At 47.6% G+C, this 14,882-nt stretch carries 15 protein-coding genes; 14 read left to right on the top strand and 1 reads right to left on the bottom strand.

Annotated elements, in window-relative coordinates:
• Positions 1-260: 260 nt before the first annotated feature.
• The 9 genes from BLU12_RS06820 (at position 261) to BLU12_RS06780 (ending at position 8,722) form a co-directional block, all read left to right on the top strand.
• On the top strand, positions 261-839 hold the full coding sequence (locus tag BLU12_RS06820; protein WP_091461567.1) for a type II secretion system protein: 579 nt from the start codon (positions 261-263) through the stop codon (positions 837-839).
• A 15-nt stretch (positions 840-854) separates the two neighbouring features.
• The gene (locus tag BLU12_RS06815; protein ID WP_091461565.1) at positions 855-1,211 is read left to right on the top strand and encodes a type IV pilus modification PilV family protein; all 357 of its coding nucleotides are present in this window, start codon (positions 855-857) and stop codon (positions 1,209-1,211) included.
• Positions 1,183-2,142 carry a PilW family protein gene (locus BLU12_RS06810; RefSeq protein ID WP_234945530.1) on the top strand — a complete coding sequence of 320 codons (960 nt, stop codon included), beginning with the start codon at positions 1,183-1,185 and terminating at the stop codon, positions 2,140-2,142. The genes BLU12_RS06815 and BLU12_RS06810 overlap by 29 nt, the downstream gene beginning before the upstream one ends.
• A complete protein-coding gene (locus tag BLU12_RS06805) occupies positions 2,142-2,759 on the top strand; it encodes a hypothetical protein (protein ID WP_234945529.1) in 618 nt (205 codons plus the stop codon). The genes BLU12_RS06810 and BLU12_RS06805 overlap by 1 nt, the downstream gene beginning before the upstream one ends.
• Before the next feature lie 29 nt (positions 2,760-2,788).
• On the top strand, positions 2,789-4,954 hold the full coding sequence (locus tag BLU12_RS06800) for a pilus assembly protein (RefSeq protein WP_159428515.1): 2,166 nt from the start codon (positions 2,789-2,791) through the stop codon (positions 4,952-4,954).
• 278 nt (positions 4,955-5,232) lie between these two features.
• Positions 5,233-5,847, top strand: a complete 615-nt coding sequence (locus BLU12_RS06795; RefSeq protein WP_091461560.1) for a PilN domain-containing protein — start codon at positions 5,233-5,235, stop codon at positions 5,845-5,847.
• On the top strand, positions 5,831-6,343 hold the full coding sequence (locus BLU12_RS06790; protein WP_091461558.1) for a hypothetical protein: 513 nt from the start codon (positions 5,831-5,833) through the stop codon (positions 6,341-6,343). The genes BLU12_RS06795 and BLU12_RS06790 overlap by 17 nt, the downstream gene beginning before the upstream one ends.
• A gap of 1 nt (position 6,344) precedes the next feature.
• On the top strand, positions 6,345-6,956 hold the full coding sequence (locus BLU12_RS06785; protein ID WP_091461557.1) for a hypothetical protein: 612 nt from the start codon (positions 6,345-6,347) through the stop codon (positions 6,954-6,956).
• The gene (locus tag BLU12_RS06780; protein ID WP_234945528.1) at positions 6,914-8,722 is read left to right on the top strand and encodes a secretin N-terminal domain-containing protein; all 1,809 of its coding nucleotides are present in this window, start codon (positions 6,914-6,916) and stop codon (positions 8,720-8,722) included. The genes BLU12_RS06785 and BLU12_RS06780 overlap by 43 nt, the downstream gene beginning before the upstream one ends.
• A gap of 52 nt (positions 8,723-8,774) precedes the next feature.
• Here the strand turns inward: BLU12_RS06780 and BLU12_RS06775 are convergent, their stop codons facing one another.
• Positions 8,775-9,779, bottom strand: a complete 1,005-nt coding sequence (locus BLU12_RS06775; protein ID WP_091461555.1) for a potassium channel family protein — start codon at positions 9,777-9,779, stop codon at positions 8,775-8,777.
• A 199-nt stretch (positions 9,780-9,978) separates the two neighbouring features.
• Between BLU12_RS06775 and BLU12_RS06770 the strand changes: the two genes are divergently transcribed.
• The 5 genes from BLU12_RS06770 to pilM all read left to right on the top strand — a co-directional run bounded on the left by BLU12_RS06770 (position 9,979) and on the right by pilM (position 14,874).
• The gene (locus BLU12_RS06770) at positions 9,979-11,400 is read left to right on the top strand and encodes a DUF362 domain-containing protein (RefSeq protein WP_091461553.1); all 1,422 of its coding nucleotides are present in this window, start codon (positions 9,979-9,981) and stop codon (positions 11,398-11,400) included.
• Between the two features lie 4 nt (positions 11,401-11,404).
• Positions 11,405-12,514: a DUF362 domain-containing protein gene (locus BLU12_RS06765; protein ID WP_091461551.1), complete on the top strand. Its 1,110-nt coding sequence runs from the start codon at positions 11,405-11,407 to the stop codon at positions 12,512-12,514.
• Between the two features lie 13 nt (positions 12,515-12,527).
• Positions 12,528-13,415, top strand: coding sequence for an Mrp/NBP35 family ATP-binding protein (locus BLU12_RS06760; protein ID WP_091461550.1), 888 nt, complete (start codon positions 12,528-12,530; stop codon positions 13,413-13,415).
• A 6-nt stretch (positions 13,416-13,421) separates the two neighbouring features.
• Positions 13,422-13,796 (top strand): hypothetical protein, encoded by a 375-nt coding sequence (locus BLU12_RS06755; protein ID WP_091461548.1) that lies wholly within the window; start codon positions 13,422-13,424, stop codon positions 13,794-13,796.
• Between the two features lie 124 nt (positions 13,797-13,920).
• Positions 13,921-14,874 (top strand): type IV pilus biogenesis protein PilM, encoded by a 954-nt coding sequence (pilM, locus tag BLU12_RS06750; protein WP_091461547.1) that lies wholly within the window; start codon positions 13,921-13,923, stop codon positions 14,872-14,874.
• Positions 14,875-14,882: the final 8 nt, after the last annotated feature.

Genomic DNA, 14,882 nt, shown 5'->3' with positions numbered 1-14,882 from the left:
ATAAATTTAAGCAAGATTTGTACATTGTATTATCGTCAGAAATATATACAACTTAATGAGCGATTTCGTCCATTTATAGAACATCAAAAGTATAATTACACTGCTTAATCATTTGATAGCTTAAGATATAATATCTGATTATAATTAATAAATATAAAATATATTATAATAGTGCTAATCTGGCATTATTATTTTTTTGTTTTATACTATTTGGGAACACGATACTAAATATATTATATCTTCAAGAAAGGATGGTAAAATTGAGCGAGGTATTTATAAAAATGTTGAAAAAAGAGAAATCTAGGAAAGGTTTTACACTAATCGAAGTCTTGATAGTTATAGCAATTATTGGAATATTGACGGCTGGGATGACACTTGCTGCAGGGGGAAGTAGGGACGCAGCCGAAGCGACGAGAATAATGAGCGACCTGAGGAATATGAAGGCGGCAGCTTTGATGTGGATGGCGGAAAATCCAACGGGTTATTCAAACACTGATTGGACAAGTCTTCAAGGTGACCCAGGCCCTTTAAATAAGTATTTAGATAGACCGCTGGATAAAAACACCATGCGTTTTAAATTTGAAGAAGGAAGTATAGTAAAATCCTGGACTGATTCAGAGCAAGCAAATGAAACGGAAGACGCATGGTTTCTGGGCTATGATTTAGCAGCATCAGAAGAAAAATATGGTGAAGTCAGAAGTGGCGTGAAGAAAAATTTAGCACAGCAAGCCAAATCTGCTGGACTGTACGGCACAAACGAGTTAGATATAGCGTCAGGCGCGAATGACCCCGGATATTTCAAAGAAACTGATTCTAAAATCTACGTAATCGTCCAATAGTCCAGGTGAAGTGACGTGAAGCGGCGCGGTTTCTTCCTGATAGAAGCTTTAGTGGCGCTGATGCTACTTACTGTGGCGCTCATACCCATGGCGGCCCTTCCTGCGGCTACAAGTAGGCTTTATGCGGTCTCGGCCGCCAGGGAGCAGGCCGCGCTGCTTGCCGTGCAAAAGCTCGACGAGCTCGAGTCGAAGGAGTTCAATGACCTATCGGTCGGGTCTCAAACTATCGACGGTTACAGAATAGATTGGTCCGTCGGGGAAACAGTGGGCCAACAAAAGGAAGTAAGAGTAAGCGTCGCCTGGAACGACGGAAAGAGCAAGCTCGAAATTACGAGGCAGGTGAGTGTCAGTGCGTGCCATACCTCGGGTTAAACGACTTCAAGCTTTTACGCTAATTGAACTTCTCGTTGCGATGATCATCCTTGCCGTGGTTGGCATCGCCGCCGTGGGGCTATTCTTTTCCTTTTCGAGGCACTTTGAGCAGTCGGCTGATCTCACAATAGCCCGTCAGCGGGGGGAGATGGTATTAACCCGTCTTGAACTTCCTTTTCTTCATGCAGGTTTATCTATGCCAAATGATCCAGGTGTTTTTGAAGATGTCTTTGTAGTTCGTTCAAATCCAGGAGTCGACCTTCTTGCGGCGTTACGTAGTGATACAAGGGGCTGGGATAGGCCGATCTTTCTTCCAGATAGCGTAAAGATTGCCGGAACGGATTATTACAAAAAGATAGGTATCGTCTACAGCTTGGGCTCAGGTGTAGGTGTATTGGCCGAAGGGGACGCAGAAGCAGGCCAGGAAGTCGTGCTTGATCTATCGTCTCCGTGCCCCGGTGACCAGTTGAAGCCAGCGAACTTTTCTTTGTCGGTAATGACCGACTATTGGGTATCCTTTTCGGGATGCCAGACGCCATTTATCGTAAAAAATATAAGTGCCGATCGAAAAAGGCTCACCGTAGTCGCCTCTAAAATAGATCTCATACCCCAATTTTCCGAGCTTCAGTACGTAAGGGCCATGTCCGCCTACGTTAATAACCCGGGCGGTTCTTCTCCTTCCTTTTACGTCAGAGACGTCACACGAAGCCCTGCCCAGCCAATAGTCGAAGGCGTATCTCAAGCACTTTTTTCCTTCGATGAGCAAAACAGCCTTTTGACTGTTCATCTACTCCTCAGAGGAAACCGCAGGTTTTTCGAAAAAATCACTCTGGGTGACGTCTCCGGTTGGCCGCTTGATGAGATCGTTACCGACGAAGACAGACACTACAGGCTCATTGCCATGACGGCCTCGTGGCGGGTGAGAAACTGATGGTAAATAGAAGGGCCATAGCACTGCCCCTCGTCCTTGTCGTGTTGCTGGTGGGAGGTGTTCTCGTGACGGCGGCTCTTTACATGACTGAAAATTACTACTCAAGCGCCAGACAAATGGTGACAGGCACCCGCCTTTACAACGCCGCCGTAAGTGGCATCGAGATCGGTAAGGCATGGATCTACGAAAACGTCAAGTCAGGCAAAATACCTCACTGGGAAGATAAAGATGGCGATGGCTTCCTTTCCTCCGACGATAGACCCAACAGTGCTGCCTACGTATACGAGGCTCTTCTTGCCAAGATCGGAATGGCGGACAGCGGCGTTTTTGAAGAAATAACGGAAGATGGAATAAAATTGCACATTGTAGTTTACGATCTAGTCTACGAGCCTGATCCTGACCTGAATTACGAGAGAGGCTTTCCTCCCCGCATTCGCCCGCAAGTTGATGACATTAGTGCAGTAACTGGACCAAGTTACCCTTCAGCCAATAGAGTCGGAAGTGGTGTGGAAAGGGCAATGGAAGAAGGCTATATGGCAATTTACCTAATACGTTGCATTGCTACCTACAAGGACAGAACAATTACTGTGGAACAAACGGTCGCTATGCGGTTATGAAGCTTCCTAGGAAGGCGTCTCCTCTGAAGATGTTTAAAAAGTTTTCTTTGAAATATTCAACTCCTATTGTAGCCCTTTTTCTTTTTTGTGGATTGACATTTGTTATGTCCCCTTTACTTTATGCAGAGACGGAACCTGTAGAAGGGGAAAAGTTGCAAATACAAACACCTATTCTATGCAGTATAAGTAAAGCATTTCCAGAAAGTTTTGATCAATGTTATCATAGCACACCATTTTTTAATGGAACCCTTCTTGTAATCTCGCCTGACAATCCCGGTGGAGATGTTGTTATTTATACTGCCAGCTTTGAGCCGACGAAGGAAGGGCAATGGAAAGGTCATTTGTATAAATATATATTGTCTTCAGGGATCATGCCTGCGTCTCCTGAGTGGGATGCAGGCATGAAACTTGATAGTCAACCTTATAGCGACCGAGATGTCTTTACTGCCAATTGGAAGGATCGAAATTGGAGAATAAATTTTAATAGTAGTATCAATAACTCTTCAACTCTGGCTCAGATGCTTGAGCCCAACGTTAATTATCTTCCTTTTGAACAGGTGCCCAAATTCATAAGATGGGTACTGGGCAGTGATGAATGGCATGAAACTAACGAAAATGAAAGATACAAGCTGGGTGATATATATCACAGTGGCTTAGTGAAAGTTTGCGCTCCAAAAGGTGGGTATATTGATACAAAATACAACGAGTTTAAGAAAAAAAATGCAAAGAGGGAAAAGTTGATATATGTTCAAGCTAACGATGGAATGCTTCATGCATTTAACTGCAGTACTGGGCAGGAGAAGTGGGCTTTTATCCCTCCAAACGTGCTTGCCGAAGGGAGAATTGTAGGAATGAAGCAGGACCTATCTGGTAAAGAACCGAAGTGGGAGGAGGGTGACACATCTCATTCGCGTTACTTGCTAGATGGCCCGTTAGTGGCGGAAGACGTGTTGTTTAGTGATGGCAGATATCACACCATTATATTGGGCCTGCTTGGTTATGCTGGAGCTGGTCTTTATGTCCTGGACGTAACCGACCCAAACGAGCCGCAATTTATGTGGGCAGTTGAAAATGCCATATACACTCGTGCCGGAGATAGTTTGCTTCCAAATCAGGGCCGGTATGTTTCCTATTGGGTTAGGAATGGAAATGCCGTTTCTCGTATGGACCAAATGCACAATGAAATAACAGACAACAGCGACTTAAATTATAAAGATATGCGCTTTACAAAAAGCACACCTGCTATAGGTTATGTATCGACCCAAAAGGGATCACAGACGGATACGTGGGTCGCAATCATGGGGAACGGATCTATGATGAAAAGTGGCGACGATTCCTCGTTATTAGCTGGAGTTTATGTCATTAACATCGAAAATGGCAGGCTGCTTAAGGTCTTTAGCATTCCTTCTGCACAAGAAATTGCAACTCCTGTAGCGATGCTTTGCAAGGCCTATACGCGTTTGGCTAAATATTTTTATGTTGGAGGAAATAACGGAGTCATATACGAAGGCGATCTAAGGGCCAAGACACCTGGGCAATGGACCATTAAAAATGTCTTTGATATAAAAAGCTCATCTGGATCCTTTTATACGTTAGATGTTGCGTATATTAATCGTGATAAGTGGCTTTTTGCCCTCACAGGAGATGATGAAGATTTGATAGGAGACGAGGCCACCACAAATTATATGATAGCTGCAAATATCTCTAAAGGCTCAAGTAGCATTGATGACCTCACGGAATTATCTTCTGAAACTGCGAACGCAGATAGTAGAGGATGGTACATAAGGCTTGATGCGAATGAATATCCCGCGACTTCCACTACGTATTATAAAGGTCATATCTTCTTTTCCACTTACTTAAAACCAGAAAGGCCATGCGATCTTGGTAAAAGTCGCATTTACATTTTAAATGCCGTAACGGGTAAAGGCGCATGGACGGGTAATAAAAAATTTATAGAGCTGGAAGGTGTAAGGATGACGGGAATGGTCATGTCGGAAGATTACGTTTATGCAGGCGTTATAAAATTTCCACAACTAGAGGTCTTTATCCCAGATGACCTAAAAGTCGAAGAAGAATCGGCCAGTATCCATAAAGGTTTATTGATTTTTGATGTGCCCCTTGAAGTGACTAACTGGGAATCGCTATACCCGGAAGGCGTTATGGTTCCTTCCTATTGGAGAAGTTGGAAGCAATGAATATTCCATTAAGACTTTTTTACGATGCTTGTTAAAAATAGTTTAATGCTAATTTCGCATAGAAAATTTTATAAAGGTATTGGGAGTTAACTTTAATTTAATATGTATTTGATTAGATGGCGGCTTTGTCATAGCATACGTTAAACTAAATTTTCAGGAGGGCTTATTGTTGGTAAAAGTAAAACAATTAGTATTGTATGATGATTTGTTAATACAAAATATTAACACTGGATCATCCCATAATTTCACATCGGAGATGACTGTTTTAAGGATAAATCATGACAGTTAAAGTGGACCTTAGGCCTCAAGGCTTAAAATTGGCGGAACGAAAAAAAGTCGATCTGCCGAGGGTCGTGGCATTGGCACTTCTTTCGGTTTTTGTCGTTACGTCCTCCTTTACGGTAGCATACGGCCTCTTCATTTTGAGGGATCTTGAATCCCAGAGGCAGCTTCTTCAGGAAAGCGTTGATAGGCTCGCCAGCGAAAACAAAGGACTTGATGGCTATATAGCAGAAAATAAGAAAAGACTTGATCAATACGAAAAGGCACTGTCAATGCTTAAGCAGGAGCTTCCATCTATAGAGTTTCTTTTTGCAACCATAGTCTCCCTGTCCGACGATGTATGGCTTTCTCAGGTAAGGCAAGTACCCGGCAGGGCTGACGTAGAGGGTTATGCCTTTGCGGAAAACGATGTGGCCGCCTTTGCATTGAAACTCCTCAATTCAAGCGTGGTTAATGCTATCAGCCCTCTCGTTACGACCAAGGAAACGAAAAGGACAAAGGGCGAACAAGAAAGCTCTTTGGTGAAATTCAGCTTTTCCTGCGAACTTAAAGATTTTATGAGCACCCATGATGTCGTTGAAGGAGTCGAAAAAGATGAGATTAAACGCTAAAAAGGCAGTTATCGTCTTTTGTTTTTGTCTTATTTTGGGCGAGGTTCTTTGGTTTCAGCGGTCTGTTAGCGTGAATATTTTGAGCGAGAGAGACGCCGTTAATGATTTGAAAAGACAGGTAATGGTTTTAGAGTCTGCTGTTGCGCAGAAGAGGGCGTTGCTTAAGATTTATCGAGCCTCGTTGGACAAGCTGACGGAATACAGCTTGGAATTTCCGGGGGATAATGTAGCCCCTTTTTCCACTATCGAGAGGATTTTGGCTAGGAATATGATGAAAATCTACCGGGTTAACCCCATTAAATCGACCGATTCCGACCGAAAGGCCGTATCGGTGTCTTGTGGAGGCGATTATTTCGATCTCCTTAGAGCACTTTCTGACATTCGAAGTAGCAAAATGGCGATGCGCCTTTTTAGCCTAACAGTCAAAGGTCAAGAGGAAAAGCTAGTTGACGTTGAAATATTTGTAGAGACCATCATGGCGGGGGAGTGGAATTAGCGTGAATGAAGGATGGAGAGAGTCCTTCGTTTCTTTATGGAAGAGTTTTCTTTATGAGAAAGGCGCAATGCGTTTTTTGCGCATATTAATAGCCCTCTTGTTTATTTTGAGCATCGTATGGTCAATGTATCTTTACAGGCAAATAGCGACCTTATCGGCGGTAACTCCTGTAGAAGCCTCGGAAGTAAAGCTCAAGGCGGAGGAGGGGGATAATTACGCAAATACCGTCGAGGGGTTAGAAAGAATCATCATGATCAGGTCAAGGAAGGGAGAGCTCACCCATGTGGCTTCAACCCTTGAGCGGTGTCCCTTCGAAGAACCCGTCTTGACTTCTTATCAGCTATCATATTCTGATGTTCCATCGGAAGATGAAAAAAGCTATCCTTTGCAGGCAGAGCTTTATTTGCCTCCCTACATGGAAGTTCGCGCCGTAATGTTGCTGGACGGAAAAGCCATGGCGCTGATGAACATCGAGGGCGAAGGTGACGGCCTTATAGTCTCGCCGGGTTACAGGTTCGGAGACGGACGGGGCAGGGTAGTGAGCATTACCCAGACGAAGGTGGTGGTATTATGGGCAGGAACGAAAATGGAATTAGGGATGGATGTGCTATGAGAAAGACTAAAGAGGTTGGCTTTATGCTCGTCGTGGTGTTTTTATGTTTCGCCCTCTGCTCTTTTACGGGCGGGAAGGCGCTGGCGCAAACGGGCAGTACGTCGCCAGTCCAGATACCACCGGATGCTCCTTTATTCGGTGGGGTCATGATACATCAGGTGGGTTCAAATCTCTTGCTAGTGGAGGTGAAGGGGACGAAATTGCCGCTCCCTCAGCTTTTGTTCAACAATCCGGGGGAAATGGTCTTCTTTTTCGAGAATGCCTATATCCCTGCACAGAAGTGGTCCAGAAGCTACAGCTTTCCCCTTTTGAGCGGCATAGAAGTACAAAACGTCGAAGGCAGCCTCGAAATGCGTCTTTTTACCACAGAGCCTCTTGAAACAAAGGAGATAAAGGGAACTGAGCCTGCCCCCCTTTACAAGATACATATTGTAAAGCAAGGCGTCAAAGCCCCTGAGGAGCCGCCGAAGAAAGTCGATGAAACACCCCCTCTCTCGCTTAAAACGGGGCCCAAGGATCCCATGTCCCTCTCCACCCCTGTGACCCTCGAACTTAGGGACACCGAGCTCAAAGACGTCTTGAGGATGCTCGCCAAGTTCATGGGCATAAACATCATAATAGACCCTTCAGTGCCGCCTGCTACGATGACTTTAAGCGTAAAGGATGCCCCCTTGAGAGAAGTTTTGGCCTATGTAATGCGTATGAACAACTTGAAATACGCCATGATGGGAAATACTATTTTGTTTGGGACCCCAGAAAACCTGGGCAGATCGCTGGGGATGGAGCAGACGAAGTCCTTCAAGATAGCTTATGCCGACCCTAAGCAGGTGCCCGCTATCCTCCAGAGCCTTGTCGGGATAACCAACGTAGCTGTGGACGAGAGGCTTCGGACGGTATACGTGACGGGAAGGCCCGACAATTTGAGGGACGTTGAACAACTGCTTCAAAGGATCGACCATCCCGGACGTCAGGTCATGCTTCAGGCGCGCCTCATAGAGGTCAGGGACACCGGCAGGAAGGAACTGGAGAGCATCGTAGATGCCGTTTACAAACACTGGTGGTTTTCCTACGGAGCAGGCGGCGGCGCCATAGGCTATGTTCATGCGAGCGAACCCGACAAGTTCGATCCCGACGACGACAGGCCAACCTCGCCTCTTGACGTGGACCTCGTTGACATAACCGACGGCACGCTCAGGCTTTTGGATGTCGGAATAAGGAATCTGGTCGAATCCAACAAGGCAGATATACTTGCAAGCCCTTCCGTCGTAACTGTCGACGGGCAGAAGGCATCCATCGCCTTGACCACGAACATCAAATACATTTCCGAACGCGACGATGCCGGGAATCCCGTTTATAGCGAGGAGCGAGTCGGCCCTAAGCTCGATTTTACTCCTATTGTAGGCAGGGACGACACGGTTACCATAAACGTTGCCATCTCGACGGGCGAAGTGGTGGAGTGGCGGCCGGGAGGCATGGGAGAGGAAGTCCCCGTCACCAGCTCCCGTGAAGTGACCACCATGGTGAGGGTAAGAAACGGAGAGCCCTTCGTCATAGGAGGCTTGTTTGACAGGAGAAAGACCGATACCGTTTCCAAAATTCCGGTACTGGCCGACATTCCTTTGTTGGGGGAGATATTCAAGACTCGCACGAAGAGGGACGAAGAATCGGAAGTCGTAACCGTGGTGGTTCCCTATATATTGGATGTTCCTGATACATCCATAGAGGTGGGCGAATTGGGGGCATTGAGCACGAACTTCGGCAAATAGATAAAAGGTCGGCAAAAGAAGTAAATAAAGGAGGCCGTCCGGTCTTTTGGGTTTATTCCTTAAGGCCGGCGGCCACTTTTCTTAAATTTGCCATGCGCTTTCCGTCGGCGAAGACGATGAGCTCGTCTCCCTGCTCGATCACCAGTGAACTCGTGGGGTTATAGATGTACTCTCCGGAATCTCTTTTTACGGCGATTACCATGGCGTTGTATTCGGACCTAAGGGGAGATTCCGCCAGGCTTTTGCCTAGGAGGGGGCTTCCCGGCATGATGTGAACGGAATCGAAGTCGATGTCCAGGTCCCTGGATATATTCACCAGCTCCAAAAAGTTTGCTACCGTCGGTTTTATGGAGGCCCTGGCGATGGCCGCTGCTCCAGCTATGATGGGGTTTATTACCTTTTCAGCACCTGCCCTGTAGAGTATGCGGACGGACTGAGAGTCGCTCGCCCTTGCGATAGTCCTCAAATTGGGGTTTAAGGAGCGGGCGGTTATGATTACGTAGACGTTGTCCGAGGCGTCTGACAGGGTGACGATAAGGCCCTCTGCCCTTCTCACGCCTGCGCTCTCCAAAGTATCTTCGTCTCGGGCGTCCCCTTGAAGGACTATCCACCCCTTTTCGCGTGCCCAGGCGACCTTTTGTTCCGACATTTCCAGTGCCATACAGGGAATATCGTAATGTCTCAGGTGTTCAAAGACCTCTTCTCCCATCCTGCCCAGCCCGCAGATTATCCAGTGTTTTTCCAGCCTGTCCACCCTGATGTCCCTCCTTTTGCCCAGCGCTGTCAGAATTCTTTCGACGAGAAAATAGCGCGTAACCTGGCTGACGGCATAGCCTGCTGCGCTGATGCCCAAAATTACGAGAATGGCAATGAAAAGCATCCCTTCCATGGAGAGGTTGGGCGGCGCATTGTATCCGACCGTGGCCAGAGTAATGATTGTGTAGTAAAAGGCCTCTACGAAGGAGAGGTCTAATAATATACAAAACCCGCCGATCCCAAAGCCCAGAACGAAAAGAAGGGTAAACAGCCAAATCCACGCTGACTTAGTTATTTTCATCTTTGCTGGCCCCTTATGATTGAAACTTTGGAGCTTGCCTGTTGCTGGTTAGATAAAAATTATTATATCAAAAATAATTTCATGTAATCTGCGCCGATTATGTGAAATTATTTTAATTCATTACTGCATTTGCAAATTTTGCGGTTAGTGCTAAAATAATGAAAAATACCTCGTTTTCACGAACAGGGGGGGATTGGAAATGGCAAAACAAAAGGTGTGGTTTGCCGACGCCAACGCAGCAAATTGGGTAGAATCCCTTGTTCCGAAGGCCAAAGATCTCTTCTACAAAGCCAAGCTAAACGAATGCATCGAAAAAGGAGACAGTGTAGCCATAAAGATACACTTCGGCGAATGGAACAGGACAAGGTGCTTGCGTCCCGAACTGGTTGCCGCAATAGTCGAGGAAGTCAAGGCCTGCGGAGGAAGACCTTTCGTTTGCGACACTACTACGCTTACCTATCATCCCTACAGCTCCAGGTTTATCGGAAACCTCGCGCTTGAGACCGCCGCCAGACACGGATTTACCGAGGCCTCCATGGGCTGTCCCGTCGTGGTGGCAGACGGCTTTTCAGGAGACGACGACGTGAGGGTGGAGGTCCCGACGGGCGTCCTGCTCAAAGAGGCGTACGTCGCTGCGGCCATAGCTCATGCTGACGCCATGATAAACCTGGCCCACGCAAAGGGGCACCCCGTTGCTTCTTTCGGCGGATGCATCAAGAACATTGGCATAGGCGGTCAGTCCAAACGGGGCAAGTATCATGAACATCTAGCCCACTGGGGAAGCCCCGAGGACTTCCTGGGATGGCCCGCAAGGTATCCCGAGAAATGCCTTGGTCTGGATTGCCCCTTCCACAAGCTATGCGAGGACTCCTGCCCAAGAGGAGCATATCACATCGACGAAAAGGGACATCACTTCGACGCAGAAAAGTGCTGGCTTTGCTACTCCTGTCAAATAACGTGCATGTTCACGGGGCATGAGTGCATGGTCTTCACTCCCGATTACTTCCCCTATGCGCAGATAGCCATGGCAGATGCGGCCAAAGGCGTCATGCTCACCTTCGAGGAGGGCAAGGTCGGACATATGGCCTACTGCATAGACGTGGATCCCAACTGCGACTGCATCCCCTGGGCTACGCTTCCCGTGGTGCCAGACATTGGCGTGTTCGCCTCCAAAGACCCCGTTGCCATCGATGCCGCCATACTTGACATGATTGATGCCGCTCCGGCCTATCCAGGCGGTGCCAACAAAGCCTTGGAAGGCGTGGAGGGCGGCTACAAGCAGGGGCAGGACAAGTTTGCAATAACCCAGGGCACCTCTCCAAGGTACCAGATTACGGCAGGCGTTAAAAACGGATTGGGGAATATGGAATATGAGATACTAACCTATACGCCTCCTTATAACGAAGAGCACATTGCAAAGTGGCAGATCAGGCCGACGCCTACGACCCTCATCCAGAGAGAGATGTGGAAGAAGCGCGATTTCGTCCTCGAGGCTGCGCCCTATAAGAGGGTTCCCTTCGAGGAAAAGCCGAGCCACGAAGAATTCAAGCCGGGCGACAGAAAGAAGTATTTAAAGAAACTGCCCGTCAAGGAATGGGCTGACGCCGTAGGAAAGGACTAACAATATGTCAGTCGTGCATTCTGTGGGCGCAAGGGAGCAATACAGCTCCTCGAACTTGATAAAGCGCTTAAGGGAGGCTTTAAAACGAAGCGAACTGGGGGACATGTTTTCTTCGGGCGATCTGATTGCCGTCAAATTCGAGGTAGGAGAGAGGGAAAACCTTAATCACATAAGGCCATTGCTAGTCAAGGCAGTTGTCGACGCGGTCTACTCTTTTGGGGGGCATCTGCTGCTGGTAGATACCCTGAGCATGAACTCGAAGGCCTCGGAGGTGGGCAGCAGGTGGCTTGAAGCGGCAGCGCTGCACGGTTTTGACGTGACGAGCCTGGGTAAAAGTCCCATGTTGGCTGACGGATATACGGGAGAAGAAGATCTGTTGATCCCCGTCGAAGGCGAAGAACTGGGCGGCGTAGAAGTTGCAAGGGCCGTAGCCGAGTCTCAAGCTCTCGTTGTCATATCTCACGTTACGGCCCACCCCTTTGCCGGCTTGTCGGGGGCGCTGGTTTCCTGTGGTGTCGGTTGTTCGTCTTTGAGGGGAAAGGAGAGGATCCATGCTCCCTTGCACCCTATTTTTATCGAAGATAGTTGCGACGGATGCGGCCAATGTGCGATACACTGCCCGCACGGTGTGGTACAGGTGAAGGAGGGTCGGCCTCGACTCGAAGAAAAAATCTGCAGAGGTTGCGCTTATTACTGCACGGCCTCCTGCCCGACGGGTGCAGTGGTTGTTGACAGAGATTCAGCCCGACGTTTTCAAAAGCGAACAGTCGATGCGGCCTTGGCCGTCGATATCGCCCTCCAGGGAAAGGTCTTTTACGTAAATATTTTAATGGACGTATCTCCCTATCCTGACTGTTACCCCATTTCGGACGTTCCCTTCATCTCGGATCAAGGCATTTTAATGTCCTTCGATCCCGTTGCTTTAGATTTCGCCTCTATCCAATTGATAGACGAGGCCTTTGGCATAAGGGGCTCAATCGCCGAAGAGTGTGAGGCATTAAGCCCTTCGGAGGAGAAGCTTTTTAAGATAACGGGGATGAAGCCTCAAGACATGCTTTTATATGCGGAAAAAATGGGGCTTGGGAGCGCCGACTTTGAAACCTGTTGGATGTGAGGTGAGTTAAATCGTGAACGTTAACCTTGAAAGAGAACAATTCGAAGCCATGAAAGCGAGGATCAGAGAGGAGGCGCTCAGGACCAAAGGACCACTGGCAATGGCTTTAAAGGACATCAAGCACAAAATTGCCATATTGAGCGGCAAAGGCGGTGTCGGAAAGACCGTAGTAACCGTTAATTTGGCCTCGGCCTTGAAGAGGAGGGGCTATGAAGTCTGCATCTTTGATGCCGACCTTCACGGTCCCGCCGTTCCGAGGGCCTTGGGTTTGCTGGGAAGGATGGATGTGGTAAGCGAACACGATCATCCCGGACATCACGATCTCCGTCTCAATCCCTTGACTTCATCAAGGGGCATAAAGGTCGTTTCCGTGGCTTCCATGTGGGCGTCGCAAGAGCAACCCATAATGTGGAAGGGTGCTCACAAGATGCGCGCTATAAGGCAGCTCATAGCATCTGTAAATTGGGGAAAGGCCGACTTTCTGCTTGTAGACCTCCCTCCGGGCACGGGAGATGAGGTTCAAACAGTGATGAGATCCATACCTGAGCTGGACGGAATGCTCGTCGTTACCACCCCGCAGGGGGTCTCTGCCATGGTATGCTCGCGGGCTATAAGTGCCGCAAAGGAGCTCGACATACCTCTCTTAGGTCTCGTGGAAAATATGAGTTCGCTCAAGTGCTCCGCCTGCGGAGAAAAGATGTATCCCTTCGGAAAAGGCGAGGGCGAAAAGTTGGCTCGTTTAATGAATATTCCCTTCCTGGGCGATATACCCATCGAGCTCGATATGGGTCAGTGCGTTGACGACGGCGTTCCTCTTGTGGACAAGAAACCCGATTCCGCTTTTGCCCGGACCTTAGACGATATAGCATCAAAATTAACGGCATCCCTCAAAAAGAAGTGATGTCCCATGGCAGACGTAAAAGGTGTCCCCGAAAGTAACGAGAAATATGAAGGCGGCTTTCTTCAAGAGGTCGTCCGCATCGGGAAAGGAGCCCTAAGGCTTTTGTACCGTCTGAATACGGACGAGATAACATTGGATGAATTCGTCGAGGGCCTGATAAAGTTAAACGCTTCGGATGTCTTGACGAAATACTGGGCCTACGATGAAGGCGAGAGCTACGTTCTGGACCTCGGACGGCAAATCCTTTGGCTGATCAATTCCCTCGAAAGAGATTGTTACTATCAATTTGAACGTTACGGAATAACCGCCTTCCACGAAGATTTCCGCGAACTTAGGGATTACCTTTTGGCGCTGGAGAAGCACTGTAGGATAAAGATATGAATTACGGACCCACAGAAAGGAGCCTGCTAAGAAATACATTCATATAAAGTATACCTAATCCTGATGCCTAAATTTGCCGTATGGTGTTATCATCGATCCAGCATATACGAATGGAAGTGATCTTATGAAAAGGAATCTACGCCGCGGCATATCCATAACAGGAGAAGGACTTCGCTACGTGGAGCTTGAAAGGGAAGGCAGATCCATAAAATGCAACGCTCATATCAAGGTCTACCTTTCTCAAAAAACAATAAAGACGGAAAGCATTAGAGACACGGATTCATTGTATGCAGCACTTAGAAAATTAAAGCTGAAGATAGGCCGCTTTGGAAAGATAAAAGCGGCCTTTGGCATTCCTATAAGGGATAGCCATATCGGGTTTGCCGACTTTCCAGGGGATATGGACTTTGAGGACGTAAAAAAATCGCTTTACTGGCAATTGGAAGATCTTTTTCCTATTTCCGGCGAAAAGGCCTATTATGATACAGTGGAAATTGACTTTCCTCGCTGTAATGGCATAGACGAGAAGGGATCATTTAAAAAATATCTTGTCGCTGCCTCCGGAAAGGACCTTGTGGATAAAATTATGGAAGCTGCCATGAAAGCGGGTTTTTTGCCCTCCGCTTTGGAGCCCGTTAGCCTGGCCCTAACGAGAACGGTAGGTTTTCATGTTGAAAGCGCAAGGCGCCGCGATTCGTCTTTTGACAGAGGGACGTTGTGTTTGTTTCCCGGTGACTCAATTTCCATGATCTCATTGAATTACAGAGGAAATGACATATTTTACAGGCCCGTTATGGTAGGACGAAAAACGGCCTCCGAAAATGTAATCCAAAGTTTCATAAAAGAGATAAAGTTTACCTTGGATTATCTATACGGTTTTTATCCCTGGATCGAAATAGATCGTTTGTTTTTGGTCGCCTCCGATAAATTTGGGGCGTCGTTAAAGACAGCGTCGCAATCTGTACTGAACCTTGTTACGGTTTTGTTCAATCCCTGGGATAGTTTTTCGTCTCACGAGCGGCCCAAAGGATATGGCTGGGAGGCATCGCTGGGCTTGGCCCTCAGAGATATTGTATAATTGCTAGA

It is taken from the genome of Acetomicrobium thermoterrenum DSM 13490, from assembly GCF_900107215.1.
GTDB lineage: Bacteria > Synergistota > Synergistia > Synergistales > Acetomicrobiaceae > Acetomicrobium > Acetomicrobium thermoterrenum.
The sequence above is the reverse complement of the archived record's forward strand: the minus strand, read 5'-3'. Positions and strand labels throughout refer to the sequence as shown.

Excerpts from the sequence above, each read along its gene's own strand:
- BLU12_RS06805 (WP_234945529.1), top strand. The coding sequence starts at position 2,142 with ATGGTAAATAGAAGGGCCATAGCACTGCCCCTCGTCCTTGTCGTGTTG.
- BLU12_RS06800 (WP_159428515.1), top strand. The coding sequence starts at position 2,789 with ATGTTTAAAAAGTTTTCTTTGAAATATTCAACTCCTATTGTAGCCCTT.
- BLU12_RS06795 (WP_091461560.1), top strand. The coding sequence starts at position 5,233 with ATGACAGTTAAAGTGGACCTTAGGCCTCAAGGCTTAAAATTGGCGGAA.
- BLU12_RS06790 (WP_091461558.1), top strand. The coding sequence starts at position 5,831 with ATGAGATTAAACGCTAAAAAGGCAGTTATCGTCTTTTGTTTTTGTCTT.
- BLU12_RS06780 (WP_234945528.1), top strand. The coding sequence starts at position 6,914 with ATGGGCAGGAACGAAAATGGAATTAGGGATGGATGTGCTATGAGAAAG.
- BLU12_RS06775 (WP_091461555.1), bottom strand. The coding sequence starts at position 9,779 with ATGAAAATAACTAAGTCAGCGTGGATTTGGCTGTTTACCCTTCTTTTC.
- BLU12_RS06770 (WP_091461553.1), top strand. The coding sequence starts at position 9,979 with ATGGCAAAACAAAAGGTGTGGTTTGCCGACGCCAACGCAGCAAATTGG.
- BLU12_RS06765 (WP_091461551.1), top strand. The coding sequence starts at position 11,405 with ATGTCAGTCGTGCATTCTGTGGGCGCAAGGGAGCAATACAGCTCCTCG.
- BLU12_RS06755 (WP_091461548.1), top strand. The coding sequence starts at position 13,422 with ATGGCAGACGTAAAAGGTGTCCCCGAAAGTAACGAGAAATATGAAGGC.
- pilM (WP_091461547.1), top strand. The coding sequence starts at position 13,921 with ATGAAAAGGAATCTACGCCGCGGCATATCCATAACAGGAGAAGGACTT.